This window comes from Streptomyces sp. NBC_00525, from assembly GCF_036346595.1.
Classification (GTDB): Bacteria; Actinomycetota; Actinomycetes; order Streptomycetales; family Streptomycetaceae; genus Streptomyces.
On the sequence record NZ_CP107834.1, the window covers coordinates 3640961 to 3657616 of the forward strand.

15 protein-coding genes are annotated in these 16656 nt (G+C 72.8%); 11 read left to right on the forward strand and 4 right to left on the reverse strand.

Going from position 1 to position 16656, the window contains the following annotated elements:
- Nucleotides 1-17: 17 nt before the first annotated feature.
- Together OG710_RS16075 and OG710_RS16080 are read left to right on the forward strand one after the other, a co-directional pair.
- On the forward strand, nt 18-1292 hold the full coding sequence (locus tag OG710_RS16075) for a sensor histidine kinase (protein WP_330239933.1): 1275 nt from the start codon (nt 18-20) through the stop codon (nt 1290-1292).
- Complete coding sequence (locus tag OG710_RS16080) at nt 1289-1969, forward strand: response regulator transcription factor (protein ID WP_018519642.1); 681 nt, start codon at nt 1289-1291, stop codon at nt 1967-1969. Before OG710_RS16075 ends, OG710_RS16080 begins: the two co-directional genes overlap by 4 nt.
- Nucleotides 1970-2062: 93 nt before the next feature.
- Here OG710_RS16080 and OG710_RS16085 read toward each other — a convergent pair whose 3' ends face one another.
- Nucleotides 2063-2689 (reverse strand): DUF461 domain-containing protein, encoded by a 627-nt coding sequence (locus OG710_RS16085; RefSeq protein WP_330239934.1) that lies wholly within the window; start codon nt 2687-2689, stop codon nt 2063-2065.
- Between the two features lie 611 nt (nt 2690-3300).
- Here OG710_RS16085 and OG710_RS16090 point away from each other — a divergent pair.
- From OG710_RS16090 to OG710_RS16130, 9 genes are all read left to right on the forward strand, one after another.
- Nucleotides 3301-3783 carry a CarD family transcriptional regulator gene (locus OG710_RS16090; protein ID WP_006380568.1) on the forward strand — a complete coding sequence of 161 codons (483 nt, stop codon included), beginning with the start codon at nt 3301-3303 and terminating at the stop codon, nt 3781-3783.
- A 389-nt stretch (nt 3784-4172) separates the two neighbouring features.
- The gene (gene ispD, locus OG710_RS16095; RefSeq protein WP_330239935.1) at nt 4173-4919 is read left to right on the forward strand and encodes a 2-C-methyl-D-erythritol 4-phosphate cytidylyltransferase; all 747 of its coding nucleotides are present in this window, start codon (nt 4173-4175) and stop codon (nt 4917-4919) included.
- Complete coding sequence (ispF, locus tag OG710_RS16100) at nt 4909-5481, forward strand: 2-C-methyl-D-erythritol 2,4-cyclodiphosphate synthase (RefSeq protein WP_330239936.1); 573 nt, start codon at nt 4909-4911, stop codon at nt 5479-5481. The genes ispD and ispF overlap by 11 nt, the downstream gene beginning before the upstream one ends.
- Nucleotides 5482-5606: 125 nt before the next feature.
- The gene (locus OG710_RS16105; protein ID WP_330239937.1) at nt 5607-6197 is read left to right on the forward strand and encodes a GNAT family N-acetyltransferase; all 591 of its coding nucleotides are present in this window, start codon (nt 5607-5609) and stop codon (nt 6195-6197) included.
- A 54-nt stretch (nt 6198-6251) separates the two neighbouring features.
- On the forward strand, nt 6252-7772 hold the full coding sequence (locus OG710_RS16110) for an ABC transporter substrate-binding protein (protein ID WP_330239938.1): 1521 nt from the start codon (nt 6252-6254) through the stop codon (nt 7770-7772).
- Nucleotides 7773-7777: 5 nt separating this feature from the next.
- Entirely contained in the window at nt 7778-9499 is a 1722-nt protein-coding gene (locus OG710_RS16115) for an ABC transporter permease subunit (RefSeq protein ID WP_330242263.1), read from the forward strand.
- Between the two features lie 87 nt (nt 9500-9586).
- A complete protein-coding gene (cysS, locus tag OG710_RS16120) occupies nt 9587-10990 on the forward strand; it encodes a cysteine--tRNA ligase (protein ID WP_330239939.1) in 1404 nt (467 codons plus the stop codon).
- 81 nt (nt 10991-11071) lie between these two features.
- The gene (gene rlmB / locus OG710_RS16125; protein ID WP_330239940.1) at nt 11072-12028 is read left to right on the forward strand and encodes a 23S rRNA (guanosine(2251)-2'-O)-methyltransferase RlmB; all 957 of its coding nucleotides are present in this window, start codon (nt 11072-11074) and stop codon (nt 12026-12028) included.
- A 134-nt stretch (nt 12029-12162) separates the two neighbouring features.
- Nucleotides 12163-13818: a DoxX family membrane protein gene (locus tag OG710_RS16130; protein ID WP_330239941.1), complete on the forward strand. Its 1656-nt coding sequence runs from the start codon at nt 12163-12165 to the stop codon at nt 13816-13818.
- 124 nt (nt 13819-13942) lie between these two features.
- On the opposite strand, the gene OG710_RS16135 is transcribed toward OG710_RS16130, so the two are convergent.
- The 3 genes from OG710_RS16135 to OG710_RS16145 all read right to left on the reverse strand — a co-directional run bounded on the left by OG710_RS16135 (nt 13943) and on the right by OG710_RS16145 (nt 16540).
- Entirely contained in the window at nt 13943-14653 is a 711-nt protein-coding gene (locus OG710_RS16135) for a nucleotidyltransferase family protein (RefSeq protein WP_330239942.1), read from the reverse strand.
- A gap of 96 nt (nt 14654-14749) precedes the next feature.
- The gene (locus OG710_RS16140; protein ID WP_330239943.1) at nt 14750-15172 is read right to left on the reverse strand and encodes a hypothetical protein; all 423 of its coding nucleotides are present in this window, start codon (nt 15170-15172) and stop codon (nt 14750-14752) included.
- A 231-nt stretch (nt 15173-15403) separates the two neighbouring features.
- The gene (locus tag OG710_RS16145; RefSeq protein WP_330239944.1) at nt 15404-16540 is read right to left on the reverse strand and encodes an ABC transporter ATP-binding protein; all 1137 of its coding nucleotides are present in this window, start codon (nt 16538-16540) and stop codon (nt 15404-15406) included.
- Nucleotides 16541-16656: the final 116 nt, after the last annotated feature.

Genomic DNA, 16656 nt, shown 5'->3' on the forward strand with positions numbered 1-16656 from the left:
CCGCATAACCTGGACACATGGACGTGAACGCGGCGGTCGCCGCAGCTGCCGCGATCGCCGGTGTCGGTACCGGCGTGATCGCCATGCTGGCGTTCCGCTGGAGCGAGCGCGACCAGAAGAAGCCGACGCGCACCTCCCTGCGGCCCGACAGCAACACGCCCCTGCCCCCCGGCGTCGACACGGTCCTGTCCGTGCTCAGCTCATCGGCGGTCGTGCTGGACGAGGGCGACGGGGTGGTCAAGGCCAGCTCCGCCGCGTACGCGCTGGGGCTGGTCCGGGGCGGGCGGCTCGCCGTGGAACCGATGCTCAACATGGCGCGGGACACCCGGCGGGACGGCGAGATACGCCAGGTCGAACTGGACCTCCCGCGCCGGGGCACGGGCCGGGGCGAGGCCCTGGCGGTCTCCGCGCGGGTCGCCCCGCTGGGTTCCCGGCTGGTGCTGCTGCTCGTCGAGGACCTCACCGAGGCCCGGCGCATCGAGGCGGTCCGGCGCGATTTCGTCGCCAACGTCAGCCATGAGCTCAAGACGCCGACGGGCGCCCTGTCGCTGCTCTCCGAGGCCGTGCTCGACGCCTCCGACGACCAGGAGGCGGTGGAGCACTTCGCCCGCCGCATGCAGATCGAGGCGACCCGGCTCACCAACCTCGTCCAGGAGCTGATCGACCTCTCGCGGGTGCAGAACGACGACCCGCTGGAGGACGCCGAGCCGGTCCGGGTGGACGAGCTGGTGGCCGAGGCCATCGACCGCTGCCGCCAGCAGGCCGGCTCCAAACAGATCACCATGGCCGCCGGCGGCACCGCCGACCTGCGGATATGGGGTAATCGCGGCCAGCTCGCCGCCGCCCTCGGCAATCTCGTCGAGAACGCCGTCAACTACAGCCCCGCCCGTACCCGCGTCGGCATCGCAGCCCGCCGCGTAGTCGTCCCCGGCGGGGACGAGATCGAGATCGCCGTGACCGACCAGGGCATCGGCATCTCCGAGAAGGACCGGGAACGGGTCTTCGAACGCTTCTACCGCGTCGATCCCGCCCGCTCACGCGCCACCGGTGGTACGGGTCTCGGCCTGGCCATCGTCAAACACGTGGCCGCCTCGCACGGCGGGGAGGTCACCGTATGGAGCTCCGAAGGACAGGGCTCCACCTTCACCCTGCGGCTGCCCGAAGCGGGCTCCGCACGCGGCCGGGACCGCGCGTCGGGCGGCCCGCTCATCGTCAACGGCGACGAGGCGTCCCACCCGGACGCCGCCCCCGATCCCTTCGAACCGTTTTCTTCCCCGGAGGCTCTTCCGTGACCCGAGTGCTTGTCGTCGAGGATGAGGAATCCTTCAGCGACGTCCTGTCCTACATGCTCCGCAAGGAGGGCTTCGAGGTCGCCATCGCGGCCACCGGGCCCGACGGCCTGGACGAGTTCGAGCGCAACGGCGCCGACCTCGTCCTGCTCGACCTGATGCTTCCCGGGCTCCCCGGCACCGAGGTCTGCCGCCAGCTGCGCAGCCGCTCCAACGTGCCGGTGATCATGGTCACCGCGAAGGACAGTGAGATCGACAAGGTCGTCGGCCTGGAGATAGGGGCCGACGACTACGTCACCAAGCCCTTCTCCTCGCGCGAGCTGGTCGCCCGCATCCGCGCCGTGCTGCGCCGCCGGGGCGAGCCCGAGGAGGTCGCGCCCGCCGCCCTGGAGGCGGGCCCGGTCCGGATGGACGTGGACCGGCACGTCGTCACGGTCTCCGGCGGCAAGGTCGACCTGCCGCTCAAGGAGTTCGACCTGCTGGAGATGCTGCTGCGCAACGCGGGCCGGGTGCTGACCCGGATGCAGCTCATCGACCGGGTCTGGGGCGCGGACTACGTCGGCGACACCAAGACCCTCGACGTTCATGTGAAGCGGCTGCGCGCCAAGATCGAGCCCGACCCGGGCGCGCCGAGGTTCCTGGTGACGGTGCGCGGCCTGGGCTACAAGTTCGAGCCGTAAACCGCGGGCCGGCATACGGCTGAGGCGCCTCCCCCCGGCGGGGAAGGCGCCTCAGCCGTATGCGTGGTGCGGGCGGGACTTTCAGAACACGCCTCAGCTCGCCGAGGACTCGCCGGACGGGGTGGTGGAGGCGTCGGGAGCGGCGGAGCCGGTCGCGGAGGCGGACGGCGAGGCCTCCGGCGCCTGCGGGGGCTCGGGCAGCGCGCTGGGGCCGAAGTCCTTGAAGTAGCCGGACGACGGGACGACGGAGGCGCCGAGGGAGACCTCGCCCGTCTCGCTGAAGTTGAAGACCAGGGGCTGGACGTCGCCGTCCTTCGGGGCCTCGTCGCCGTTCTCGATGACGGCGGAGGCGTTGCCCTGGCCGCCGAGGATGACCCGGCCACCGGCCGGGACGACGACCGGGCCGGAGCCCTCGGCGGCGTGCAGCCGCACCGAGCCGCTGCCACCGGTCAGGGTGATGGATTCGAGGGTCTCGGCCTTGGGACCGGCGTTGAAGACCGTGGCGGTGACGGCCGCCGGGCCCCGGGCGCCGGCCTTGGCCTTGGCCTGGGTGATGACGTTGACGTTCTGGACCTTGATCGCGCCGGACTGGGTGGACGCGTTGTCCGGCCGGACTCCGAGCGTCGCCGCGTTGTTGCCCGCGGCGCACGCGGAGAGCGCGGTGATCGAGAACGCGATGGCAGTGGCGGCGAGAGCGCCGTGTCGAAGGCTGCGGCTCACGGCGGCGGCAACTCCTTGAACGAGCGGACGGTTACGGACGGGTCGGGCGCGTGGTGTAAAGCCGCCCTAAGAGTCTGTCAGCCGCCAGGTTACCGAGCCCTCCTCGCCGCTTCGCACCCGACCCGCCCCTGACGCGACGGCGATCCCAGGGCCCCGGTCGTGTTCACGCATTCGCGGTCTCTTCACAAAACGCGCGTGATCAAATTCCGGCCCGGCGTTCACCGCGGGCTCCGTGGCTGTTCACGGACGGTGGCGCATTCCTTGCGCATAATCCCCGGCGCGGCCGTACGTTGATCAATTTCATTGGCCATCGGCAGTTACGCCCGAACGAGTGATCCAGTGCCGAACGAACTACGGAAAGCTCGGTAACCGGAACCCGACAAAACGGGACTTTCGCCCCCTTCGGCGTGCGCCGGAGCGCGTGTAGGGTCCGCGTTTCCCTGTCCCCGTACTACGGCTCCGACCTGCGAATACCGTCTTCCGGAGGCTCTCCGCAGCACGTCCGTGTCGCAGTTGTCAAGCCCCGAGATATGCCCTGACCTGCGAAAACGCCATTCAGGAGTTGCGATTCTCGTGTTACGCTTGATAGCCACGGAAGGGGTACCTGTCACATGACGTTCAAGGTTGGCGACACCGTGGTCTATCCCCATCACGGGGCCGCGCTGATCGAGGCTATCGAAACTCGCCAGATCAAAGGCGTGGACAAGACCTACTTGGTGCTCAAGGTCGCTCAGGGCGACTTGACGGTGCGTGTGCCGGCGGACAATGCGGAGTTCGTGGGTGTGCGCGACGTAGTCGGGCAGGAAGGGCTGGACCGCGTCTTCGAGGTGCTGCGCGCACCGTATGCCGAGGAGCCGACGAACTGGTCCCGGCGCTACAAGGCAAATCTCGAGAAGCTCGCGTCCGGCGATGTCATCAAGGTCGCCGAAGTGGTGCGCGACCTGTGGCGCCGCGAGCGTGAGCGCGGACTCTCCGCAGGTGAGAAGCGCATGCTCGCCAAGGCCCGCCAGATCCTGGTGAGCGAACTCGCCCTCGCGGAGAACACCAACGAGGACAAGGCCGAGGCCCTCCTCGACGAGGTTCTCGCGTCCTGAACCGGACGGCACCGGTCGTCGTGACGACCGCCGGATCGCACCGGCCGTAGAGAATATGCCGCGGTGCCCGCTGACCACCCCTGTACGGGGAGTGTGTCGTCGGGCGCTGCGGCATGTCCGGACCGCAATCCAACGGCGAATTCCAGCCATCCGCCCGTGCCCGGCGTCCCGGTGCACGACCTTGGTACGTTGCTCGACCTTGGTACGTTGCTCGCGATCTTGCTGAACCCGGCGTGCGGAACCGGCTCCGAGCGGCCACGGCGTGCTCCGGCTCGCCCGGGGTCACGGAAAGGGTCCCGGTCGAGTCATGGCGCAGCGCCCCGGCTCGCTTCTGGCCATACCCACGTCGGCCGTGGACACAAACATGCCGAAGCCTCGGAGTGCAACCGATGTCTGAACAACCGCGACCTTCCCGCACGGCGGCCGTGATTCCCGCGGCCGGCCGCGGCGTACGGCTCGGACCGGGCGCCCCCAAAGCGCTCCGGGCGCTCGGCGGTACGCCCATGCTCATCCATGCCGTTCGGGCCATGGCCGCCTCGCGGCACGTGTCCCTCGTCGTCGTCGTCGCCCCGCCGGCGGGCGCGGCCGAGGTCCGCCACCTCCTCGACGAGCACGCGCTGCCCGAGCGCACCGACTTCCTCGTCGTGCCCGGCGGCGACACCCGCCAGGAATCCGTGAAGCGGGGCCTCGACGCCCTCCCCGACACCGTCTCCACCGTCCTCGTCCACGACGCGGCCCGCCCGCTCGTCCCCGTGGACACCGTGGACGCGGTCATCGAGGCCGTCCGCGACGGCGCCCCGGCCGTCGTTCCCGCCCTGCCGCTCGCCGACACCGTCAAGGAGGTCGAGCCGGGCGCCCCCGGCGCGCCCGAGCCGGTCCTCTCCACCCCGGTCCGCGCCCGGCTCCGGGCCGTGCAGACCCCGCAGGGCTTCGACCGCGCGACCCTGCTGCGCGCCCATGAGCAGGTGGCCGTGGACGGCGAGGGCGCGACCGACGACGCCGGCATGGTCGAACAGCTCGGCGAGCCGGTCGTCGTCGTGCCCGGACATGAAGAGGCGTTCAAGGTGACCCGGCCGCTGGACCTCGTCCTGGCCGAGGCGGTTCTCGCACGCAGGAGGGCGAACGATGGCTTCTGAGACCCCCACGCCCGACCGGGCCTCCGCACCCGACCGGGCCTCCGCTTCCGACCGGACCCCCGCGCCCGGCGCGGCCCCCGCGCCCGTGATTCCGCTCGTCGGCATCGGCACCGACATCCACGCCTTCGAGGAGGGCCGCGAGCTCTGGTGCGCCGGGCTGCGCTGGGACGGCGAGGGCCCCGGGCTCGCCGGCCACTCGGACGCGGATGTCGTCGCGCACGCCGCGTGCAACGCCCTCTTCTCCGCCGCCGGTCTCGGTGATCTCGGGCAGCACTTCGGCACCGGGCGCCCCGAGTGGTCCGGTGCCGCGGGCGTCACCCTGCTCACCGAGGCCGCCCGCATCGTCCGGGCGGCGGGCTTCGAGATCGGCAACGTGGCCGTCCAGGTCGTCGGCGTACGCCCGAAGATCGGCAAGCGGCGCGACGAGGCGCAGCGGGTGCTCTCGGACGCGGTCGGGGCCCCGGTCTCGCTGTCCGCCGCCACGTCGGACGGGCTCGGTTTCACCGGCCGGGGCGAGGGCATCGCGGGGATCGCGACCGCCCTGGTGTACCGCACCGGCTGACGCGGCCGGGCCGGCCGGTCGGCCCGCCCGGCCCGGCGTCGCGGGCCCCCGTCCTTGTTGCACATCGTTCGCACGTACGCTGGTACGGCAATGAGGTGGCGGGCGAGGATCGGTGGGACTGCGGGATGACGACTGTCACGGGAACCGCGGCGGTGCGGGCCGGTGCCGGGGAGTACGTCCTGCGCGCCGCGGGGCCGGCGGACATCGGCGGGGCGCGGGCCGTGATGCTCGATACCGTCTACCGCGATCTGCGCTCCGGTTACGTGCCGCGCTGGCACGCCGACATCATCGACCCGGAGGCCGCCTATCTGCGGCCGGCCCGCTGCACCCTGCTGGTGGCCGAGTACGCGGGCGAGATCGTCGCCACCGGCGCCGTGCGCGACCGGGGGCCGCAGGCGCCGCCCAATCCGCAGTGGGTCGCCGACCGCTTCCCGTCCGGCACCACGGCGCAGCTGTGCCGGATCTATGTGCGGCCGGAGCACCGCAGGCACGGCCTCGCCCGCCGCATGGTGCGCGAGCTGTGCGCCTTCGCGGCGCGGGCCGGCGGCTACGAGGTGGTCTATCTGCACACGGACCCGGCCGTGCCGGGCGCCGAGCCGTTCTGGCGGTCCCTCGCGCGGGAGGTGTGCGACGAGCGCGCGCTGCCGGGCGGTGGCCAGGGCATCGTCCACTTCGAACTGCCGCTGCCACGGGCCGGGGGCCCCTCGGAGTCGTGAACGGTTCGCACCCCGCCGAGTAAATGACAATGATTTTCATATAAGGTTGTCGCCATGCCCACCCCCCGCCGTCGCTCCGCGCTGCCGCTGATCCTGTCCGCGACCGCCCTCCTGGTCCCGCTCGCCACCGCCTGTTCGAGCGGCTCCGACGCCGGGGGCGCGTCCGGCGACGGGCAACGCCTCCGGGTCGTCATGGCCTTCCCGCCCGCCCAGGCCATGTCCCCCTACGGGGACGACGCCGTCACCCTGAGCCGCCTCGCCGTCATCGAGGGCCTCACCGCCCTGAACCGCGAGGGCGCGGCCACGCCCGCGCTGGCCACATCCTGGAAGCGCGACAACCCCACGACCTGGACCTTCACCCTGCGCAAGGCGACCTTCCAGGACGGCACCGCCGTGGACGCCGCCGCGGTCGCCCGCTCGCTGAACGCCGCCGACAAGGCGTCGCCCGGCCCCCGCGTCCTGTCCGACACCGGCGTCACCGCCACGGCACGCGGCGCCGACACCGTACGGATCGTCACCGACGAGGCCGACCCCCTGCTACCCCAGCGCCTCGCCAACCCCTCCCTCGCCATCCTGTCCGGCGCCGCCTACGCGGACGGCAGGGTGAACCCCGCCGGACACGCCACCGGACCCTTCACCCTCACCTCCGTCAAGGGCGCCGTCAGCGCCACCCTGGAACGCAACGACACCTACTGGGGCGGCAAGGCCGAGGCCCCCGGCGCCGACGTCACCTTCGTCGCGGACGGCACCGCCCGCGCCAACGCCCTGCGCACCGGGACCGTGGACGTCGCCGAGTACATACCGGTCTCCCAGGTCTCCCTGCTCGGCGACGGGCTCGCCCACTCCTTCTCGTCCGCCCGCACCAACGGCCTCTCCCTCAACACCCGGCGCGGCGTCTTCGCCGACCCGGCGATGCGCGCCGCCGCCCGCGAGGCCATCGACTCCCCGGCCCTTGTCAAGGCCGTCTACGAGGGCCGCGCCGACGCCGGACAGGGGCTCCTCGGCCCCGGCGTCCCCTGGGCCGACACCGTGCGCAAGGCCCCCACCGGACGGGCGGCGGCCGCCGACCGGGCGCGGGTCGCCGCGGCCGGGGAGATCGTCCTCGCCACCTACACCAACCGGCCCGAACTCCCCGAGGCCGCCACCGTGGTCCAGGAACAGCTCCGCAAGCGCGGCTTCACCGTCAAGCAGGTCGTCCGCGACTACGCCCAGATGGAGGCCGACGCGCTCGCCGGCGAGTACGACGCGTTCATCCAGGCCCGCAACACCCTCCTGGACACCGCCGACCCCGTCTCCTACCTGGCGTCCGACTTCACCTGCGACGGCAGCTTCAACATCTCCCAGCTGTGCGACGAGCACGTCGACGCCGCCGTCGCCGAGGCCGCCGCCACCGCGTCGGCCGACGCCCGCCGCCGCGCCGTGGCGACCGCCGAGGCCCGCGTCCTCGGCACCGACGCTCTCGTCCCGCTGGTCCACGAACGCTTCGTCCAGGGGTACGACGACTCCCGCGTGCGCGGCGTCGCCCTCGACCCCCTGGAACGCACCCTCATCACCGCCGACACCCGCGTCGGGTGACCGGGGTGAAGCACCTCGCCGGACGGGGCGCCGCACTCCTCGCGGTCCTCGCCGTCATCGGACTGCTGCCCCGCCTCACCCACACCGACCCCGCCCGCACCGTCCTGCACGCCCGTTACGCGGACCGGGCCCCCACCGCCGAAACCCTCGACGCCATCCGGGCCGAAACCGGACTCGACGGCAACCCGTTCCGCCTCCTCGGCGACTGGCTCACCGGACTCCTCCACGGCGACCTCGGCACCTCCTGGGTCTCCGGACAGCCCCTCACCGCCGACACCCTGTCCGCCCTCGGCGTCTCCCTCGCTCTGATGGGCGTCTCGCTCACCGCCGCCCTCCTCACCGCGGCCGCCCTCACCGCCCGCACCCTGCGCCGGGGAGCCCGCCGCCGCACCGCCCCCGCCCGCGCCGGCACCGCGGCCGCCGTGCTCGCCGCGCTCCCCGAGTTCCTCATCGCAGCCGTGCTCGCCGCGGTCGTCGCCGTCCAGCTCGGCTGGCTCCCCGCGCTCGGCTGGGGCACCCCGCGGCACGCCGTGCTGCCCGCGCTCGCCATGGGCATCCCGGCGGGCGCCCTCATCGGCCGGCTCCTGGACGACGCCCTGCCCGCCGCATTCGCCGAACCCTGGGCCCGCGCCGCCGCCGCACACGGCCTGCCCGCCCGCCGCACCGCCCACCACGCGCTGCGCCGCACCCTGCCCGGCCTGCTGCCGCAGATCGGGCTTACCGTCGTCGGGCTCACCGGCGGGGCCGTCGCCGTGGAGACCCTCTACGCCATCCCCGGCCTCGGCTCCACCGCCCTGGCCGCCGCGATCGCCCAGGACCTGCCCGTCCTGCGGGCCTGCGTCCTCGTCCTGCTGCTCCTCGGCACCGCCGCCGGGCTCGCCGCCCGCCTGGCCACCCGTGCCCTCCTCGGCCCCGCGCTGGACGACCGCGCCCTCCCCGCCCTGGCCCCGCCCGCCGCCCGCGCCGGCCGGGCCCTCCGCGTCTGCGCCGTCCTGCTCGCCGCCCTCTTCGCCGCCACCGTCCTCGCCGGCCTCCTGCGCGATCCGCTCCACGTCGACGCCGCCGCCCGCCTCGCCGCCCCCACCTCCGAGCACCCCCTCGGCACCGACTCCCTCGGGCGCGACGTCCTCGCCCGCCTCGGCCACGGAGCCGCCCGCACGGTGGTGACCGCGCTGGCCGTCGCCACCGCCACCCTCGTCATCGGCCTCGTCCTCGGGGCCGTACGCGCCACCGCGCTCACCGAGACCGCCAACGCGCTGCCCGCGATCCTCACCGGCCTCGTCGTCGCGGGGATCGCCGGACCCGGCCCGTGGAGCGCGGCGATCGCCGTCACCGCCGTCGCCTGGGCCCCGATCGCCGCCCACACCAGCGCCCTCTGCGCCCAGGAACGCGCCGCGCCCCACCTCGCCGCCGCCCGCGCGCTCGGCGCGGGCCGGCTCCATCTGCTGCGCCGCCACCTCCTGCCCGGCATCCTGCCGCCCGTGGCCCGGCACGCCGCCCTGCGCGTGCCCGCGCTCGCGCTGGCCCTCGCGTCGCTCGGCTTCCTCGGCCTCGGCGCCGCGCCGCCCTCGCCGGAGTGGGGCCGCATGCTCTCGGAGAACCTGCCCTACGCCGAACGCGCGCCCTGGGCCGTACTCGCCCCCGCCGCGGCCCTCGCCGTCCTCGGCGTCCTGACCGTCCTCACGGCCGCGGCCGTGAGGGGCCGGACCGGCCGGCGCGGGCCGTGAGCGGGCCCGGCCGCGCGGGCGTAACAACTGTGACCGCAATATCCACAGGGGCGCTGGGCACTGGTGCGGGCCCACTACCCTTGAGGGGTGACTATTCGCCTGTACGACACCAGCGCCCGGCAGATCCGTGATTTCGTCCCGCTCACCACGGGTTGCGTCTCGATCTACCTCTGCGGCGCGACCGTCCAGGCCGCCCCGCACATCGGGCACATCAGGTCCGGACTGAACTTCGACATCATGCGCCGCTGGTTCGCCTACCGCGGCTACGACGTGACGTTCGTCCGGAACGTCACCGACATCGACGACAAGATCATCACGAAGTCCGCCGAACAGGGCCGCCCCTGGTGGTCCATCGGCTACGAGAACGAGCGGGCGTTCAACGACGGCTACGACGCCCTCGGCTGCCTGCCGCCCACCTACGAGCCCCGCGCCACCGGGCACGTGCCCGAGATGATCGAGATGATGCGGGGCCTCATCGAGCGCGGCCACGCCTACGCGGCGGACGGCAACGTCTACTTCGACGTCCGCTCGTTCCCCGGCTATCTGGAGCTGTCCAACCAGGAGCTGGACGATCTGCGCCAGCCGTCCGGCGAGGGCGAGACCGGCAAGCGCGACCAGCGCGACTTCGCCATGTGGAAGGCGTCCAAGCCCGGCGAGCCCAGCTGGGAGACGCCCTGGGGCCGCGGCCGCCCCGGCTGGCACCTGGAGTGCTCCGCCATGGCCCACAAGTACCTCGGCACCGCCTTCGACATCCACGGCGGCGGCCTCGACCTGATCTTCCCGCACCACGAGAACGAGATCGCCCAGGCCAAGGCGTTCGGCGACGCGTTCGCGACGTACTGGGTGCACAACGCCTGGGTCACCATGTCCGGCGAGAAGATGTCGAAGTCCCTCGGCAACTCCGTCCTCGTCAGCGAGATGGTCAAGCACTGGCGCCCCATCGTCCTGCGCTACTACCTGGGCACCCCGCACTACCGGTCGATGATCGAGTACAGCGAAGAGGCCCTGCGCGAGGCCGAGTCCGCGTTCGCCCGCATCGAGGGCTTCATCCAGCGGGTCACCGAGAAGGCCGGCGAGACCGTCGCCGCCGCCCCCGAGGTGCCGCCGGCCTTCGCCGAGGCGATGGACGACGACCTCGGCGTCCCGCAGGCCCTGGCGATCGTCCACACCACGGTCCGCCAGGGCAACTCCGCCCTCGCCGCCGACGACAAGGAAGCCGCCGTCGAGCGCCTCGCCGAGGTCCGCGCCATGCTCGGCGTCCTCGGCCTCGACCCGCTCGACGACCACTGGGCCGGCGAGAACGACCGCGGCGACGACCTCCACGGCGTCGTGGACACCCTCGTCCGACTCGTCCTCGACCAGCGCCAGTCGGCCCGTGCCCGCAAGGACTGGCCCGCCGCCGACGCCATCCGCGACCAGCTCAACCAGTCCGGACTCGTCATCGAGGACAGCCCGTCCGGCCCCCGGTGGACACTCGGCCCGCGCCAGTAGCTCCTCCGCATGCCGCCCGGTCCGCCGGGCGGCACACTGCACTTATACGTACGCACGACGAAGCAACGAAACAGGTAGGTCATGGCCGGGAACAGCCAGCGCAGGAACCGCCGCACGTCCAACAAGAAGGGCGCGCAGGTCGGCAGCGGTGGCCAGCGACGCCGGGGCCTGGAGGGCAAGGGCCCCACCCCGCCCGCCGCCGCCCGCAAGGGACACAAGAAGAACCGCGTCGCCAACGCCCAGGCCAAGCACGCCGCCAACCGCCGCCCCGCCCCCCGGCGCGGCGGTGTCAAGGGCACCTCCGAGATGGTCGTCGGCCGCAACCCCGTCTACGAGGCCCTGCGCGACGGCGTCCCCGCCACCACGCTCTACGTCCAGCAGTACATCGACAACGACGAGCGCGTCCGCGAGGCCCTCCAGCTCGCCGGCGAGCGCGGCAACATCAACCTGATGGAAGCCCCCCGCCCCGAACTCGACCGGATGACGGGCGGGCTCAACCACCAGGGCCTCGTCCTCCAGGTCCCGCCCTACGAGTACGCGGACCCGCAGGACCTCCTCGAAGCCGCCTACGACAACGGCGAGGACCCGCTCATCGTCGCCCTCGACGGCGTCACCGACCCGCGCAACCTCGGCGCCATCGTCCGCTCCGTCTCCGCCTTCGGCGGCCACGGCGTCGTCGTGCCCGAGCGCCGCGCCGCCGGGATGACCGCGGGAGCCTGGAAGTCCTCGGCCGGCACCGCCGCCCGTACCCCGGTCTCCAAGGTCACCAACCTGACGCGCGCCCTCGAAGCCTTCAAGAAGGAGGGCATCGCCGTCGTCGGCCTCGCCGCCGACGGCGAGCACACCGTCGAGGACCTCGAAGCCCTCGGCGGCCCCGTGGTCGTCGTCATCGGCAGCGAGGGCAAGGGCCTGGGCCGCCTGGTCGGCGAGACCTGCGACTACCGCGTCCGTATCAACATGCCGGGCGGCGCCGAATCCCTCAACGCCGGTGTCGCCGCCGGCATCGTCATGTACGAGGTCGCCCGCCGCCGCGCCTGACCGGCCCGGCGCGGTCCGCGGGGGCGTGCGCGCACACATGCGCGCCCCCGCGCACCACGCCCACCACCTGTTGACGGGTCGCGGACACTTCGGCGCCGTCAAGGCAGTGTCCTAATCACACATCACTCGGTTAGATGAGTGTGGACACCAGAACGCCTCGGTTCGACGAACTACCCGCCCTGAGCATGACCAAGGTGGACTGCGACCCTGCGCAGGTCATCGTCAACCACGCCAGCTTCCGGGTGCAGCTCGCCCCCGGCCAGCGCGCACGGCTGCGCGGTGTGACCCCCGCAGGCGCGCCCAGGATTCCCGCCATGAGCGCCCCCGGAGCCGGACGCGGCCGGCGCGCCCCCGTCGTCTGGAGCGGCAAGTCCGCCCCCGGCGACCCCGGTGCGACCGGGCTGCTCCAGGCCGTACGCAACTCCACCAACGGCCGCCCGGACAGCGCGTACGACCCCTACGAGCCGTACGCGCCCTACGAGTTCGGCGGCGAGCGCGGCGGTGCCGGCACGCAGGTCATCCCGCGCCTCGACGAGTCCTCCCTGGAGGAGACCCAGCCGAACCCCGTCATCGGCGCACCCCGCTCCGGCGGGCCGCTGCTGCCCCCGATGCGCCGGGCGGTCGGCGCCTACGACGCCGTGGACTCCGGCCCGTACGACCCCGACCGCAACGAACCGTACGACGACGACCTCGGCGACGGGGACGACGACGCGCGCGGCAGGCGCCAGGGCGGCACCGACGACGTGCGGCACGCGTACTACCCCGGCCGCCGGATGAACCTCGGCGTCGTCCTCCTGCCCATGCGGGTCTTCCTCGGCTTCATCTCCATCTACGCGGGCATGGGCAAGCTCTGCGACCCCGTCTACTTCGACGGCGGCGAACGCGGCTCCATGGTGAAGTGGCTCAACTCGCTCCACCCGTGGGCCCTCGCCGAACCCCTGCGCGACTTCGCCCTCTCCCACCCGGTGGGCGCGGGGCTCTCCATCGCCTTCCTCCAGGTCGTCGTCGGTGTCCTCACCGTCCTCGGGCTCTGGCAGCGCGTCGCCGCCATCGTCGGCGCCCTGCTGTCCGCCGCCCTCCTGGTCACCGTCAGCTGGCGCAGCGTCGCCGCGTACGACGCGCCGGACATCATCTATCTGGCCGCCTGGAGCCCGCTGATCATCGCGGGCGCCCCCGTCTACTCGCTGGACGGGCGGCTCGCGGGGGAGGCCTGGCGCAAGCTCGGCCCGCGCTCGGAGATCTGGGACCTGCGCCGCCGTGTGCTGCGCCGGGGCGCCGTCGTCGCGAGCATCGTCGTCGGCCTCACGCTGCTGATCGGTTCCGTCCTCGGCGGCGCCGTCCGCTCCTCCGGTGTCGTCACGGTCCCCGGCCCGCACGGCGTTCCCACCAACCGGCTGCCCGGCTCCCCGCTCCCGGAGAAGTCCCGCGGCGACAAGCCGTCCAAGAGCCCGAGCGACGACCGGCCGACCCCCGTCCACAGCACCGCGCCCTCCACCCCGGCCGCCGAAGCCTCCGCCCCGGCGTCGGAGACCGTCCGGGAGACGGGCGGCCAGACCGCGGGCGCGAGCACCGGACAGCCCAGCCAGACCCAGGGCACCGGCCAGCAGCCCCCGCAGCAGACCACCCCCGAGCAGCCCCCCGCCACCAGCACCGGCCCCAGCTCCTCCGGGACCACCGGCACCGGCGGCGGCTCCACCACCGGCGGCTCCGAGCCCGACCCGGGCTCCACCTCCGGCGGCACGGACGGCACTTCGAGCGGCCGCAACCCGATCGGCGGCCTCCTGGGCTGAGCGCGGTCGCCCGCGAGGGAAGAGGGGCGGGCCCGGAGGTTTTCCTCCGGGCCCGCCCCTCTTCCCGTCCCGCCCGTCCTGCGGCCGTTCTGCGGCTGTTCTGCGGCTGTTCTGCGCGCCGCCGCTACCGGCCTCCCAGCTCCTTGGCGGCCTCCGTCAGGTCCTTCGCGGTGTCGATGGCCCGCCAGTACGCGCCGTGCGGCAGCGGGTAGCCGGCCAGCCGGCGTTCGCGGGCCAGCCGGGGGAACGTCGTCCGCTCGTGGTCGCCCCGGTCCGGCAGCATCGAGGTGAACGCGGGGGAGAACACGTACACGCCCGCGTTGATCAGGTACGGCGACGGCGGCGCCTCGATGAAGTCCGTGATGTGGCCGAAGGCGTCGGTCTCGACCGCGCCCCATGGAATGCGCGGCCGCGCCAGCGCCAGGGTCGCGGTGGCGTCGCGCTCCGCGTGGAAGGCCGCCATCTCGCGCAGCGAGAACCGGGTCCAGATGTCGCCGTTCGTCGCGTACCAGGGCTCGTCCGGCTGCGGCAGGTGCGCGGCCGCGTACTTCAGGCCGCCGCCGCGTCCCAGCGGCTCCGACTCCACCACCGTCGTCACGCGCAGCGGCAGCACCGCGTCGGCCAGCCACTCCTGGAGCACCTCGGCGAGATGCCCGCACGACACCACGGCGTCGGTGACGCCCTCGGCGGCGAGCCAGGACAGCTGATGGCCGATGATCGGAGTCCCCGTTCCGGGGATCTCGACCATCGGCTTGGGGCGGTCGTCGGTGTACGGGCGCAGCCGTGACCCCTGGCCACCCGCCAGGATCACGGCCTGCGTCGGAAACGTATGCATGCCAGGCACGATATGTCGTGCCCGGCAGCGTTATGGGTCGCCTCGGTCAGCGGAACGTTGGGTCGCTCCGGTCAGCGGAGCGGTGGGTCGCTCCGGTCAGCTGAACTGGGCGACGCCCGAGGCGAACGAGGTGTCGCAGACGGGGCGCGAGAAGCGGTGCGCCCGGGTCGGGCCGTACTTGTCGACGGCGGCCTTGCCGAGGGTCTTCGCGATGGACATGCAGTGCTTGGCGAGCGAGGGGCGGCCCTCGACGGCGCGCTGGAGGTGCGTCAGGGCGACGCCGGGGTCCTTGGCCCGCAGCTCCTGGACGAGCCGGTCGCGCAGGACGTCCTGCGGGGCGCGCGGCTCGGCGGCGGCGTCGGCGTCGGAGACGGAGCGGGCCGACGCGGCGAGGAGCTGCGAGTCGGAGTTGCTGGCTGCCCACGGCACGGCGGTGACCGCGAGGGTCCCGGACAGGACCATGACGACGGGCAGTACGAAAGCGAGAGTTCGGCCGATACGGCGCACGGAGTGGGTCACGCAGCGAGCGTAGCGGTCGGTGATGGCGAGGCGACAATACGTCACCCTGGCGGGGGACGGTTCGAGTGTGCTTTTCGAATCGCGTGTTGACGATCGCGGGTGAAATGACCGTTGTGGAGGGGAATCGGTGGGGAATCGGCCCTCGCCGGTTCAAACCTCCCGGCCCTCCCGGACGCGCGGTGGCCCCGCACGAAGCTCGTGCGGGGCCACCGTACAGCGTGTGCCGGATCGTCAGGCGGTGAGGCGCTCACCGGTCGACGTGGCGAAGACGTGCAGCTCGTCCGGGCGGGGCACGACGTGCAGCGTGGTGCCCTTCTCCGGGACGGCGCGGCCGCCGACGCGGACGACCAGGTCCTTGTGCTCGCCACCGACCTCGGCGGCACCGTAGACGAAGCCGTCGGCGCCCAGCTCCTCGACCACGTTGACCGAGACGGCCAGGCCGGCCGGGGCCTCCGAGGAGTCCTTGCTGAGGCCCTTGGCGGCGGCGCCGCCGTGCTCGACGATGTCGAAGTGCTCGGGGCGGATGCCGACCGTGACCGTGGTGTCGCCGCGGTTGGCGGCGGCGGTCAGCGCCTCGCGGGAGACCGGGACGACGCTGTTGCCGAACTTCACGCCGCCGTCGGTGATCGGGACCTCGACGAGGTTCATCGCCGGGGAGCCGATGAAGCCGGCCACGAAGAGGTTCGCCGGCTTGTCGTACATGTTGCGCGGCGAGTCGACCTGCTGGAGCAGACCGTCCTTGAGGACCGCGACGCGGTCGCCCATGGTGAGGGCCTCGACCTGGTCGTGCGTGACGTACACGGTCGTGATGCCCAGACGGCGCTGGAGCGAGGCGATCTGCGTACGGGTGGAGACACGGAGCTTGGCGTCGAGGTTCGACAGCGGCTCGTCCATGAGGAACACCTGCGGCTCACGCACGATGGCGCGGCCCATCGCCACACGCTGGCGCTGACCACCGGAGAGCGCCTTCGGCTTGCGGTCCAGGTAGTCGGTGAGGTCCAGCATCTTGGCGGCCTCTTCGACCTTCGCCCGGATCTCGGTCTTGTTGACACCGGCGATCTTGAGCGCGAAGCCCATGTTGTCCGCGACGGTCATGTGCGGGTAGAGCGCGTAGTTCTGGAACACCATGGCGATGTCCCGGTCCTTCGGCGGCAGGTGCGTGACGTCGCGGTCACCGATGCGGATGGCACCGCCGTTGACGTCCTCGAGGCCCGCGAGCATGCGGAGCGAGGTGGACTTGCCACAACCGGAGGGACCGACGAGGACGAGGAACTCGCCGTCCGCGATGTCGATCTCGAGCTGGTCGACCGCGGGCTTCGTGGAGCCGGGGTAGACGCGGGACGCCTTGTCGAACGTGACACTGGCCATGCTGATGCTTCTCCTCCACCGGCAGGTACGTGCCGGACGATCCGTGGTAAGGGAGTGGTCTGGTCCATCCGAGTGAACCTGCAAGGACGCTACCTGGCGGTTTGGAATCTGTCAGC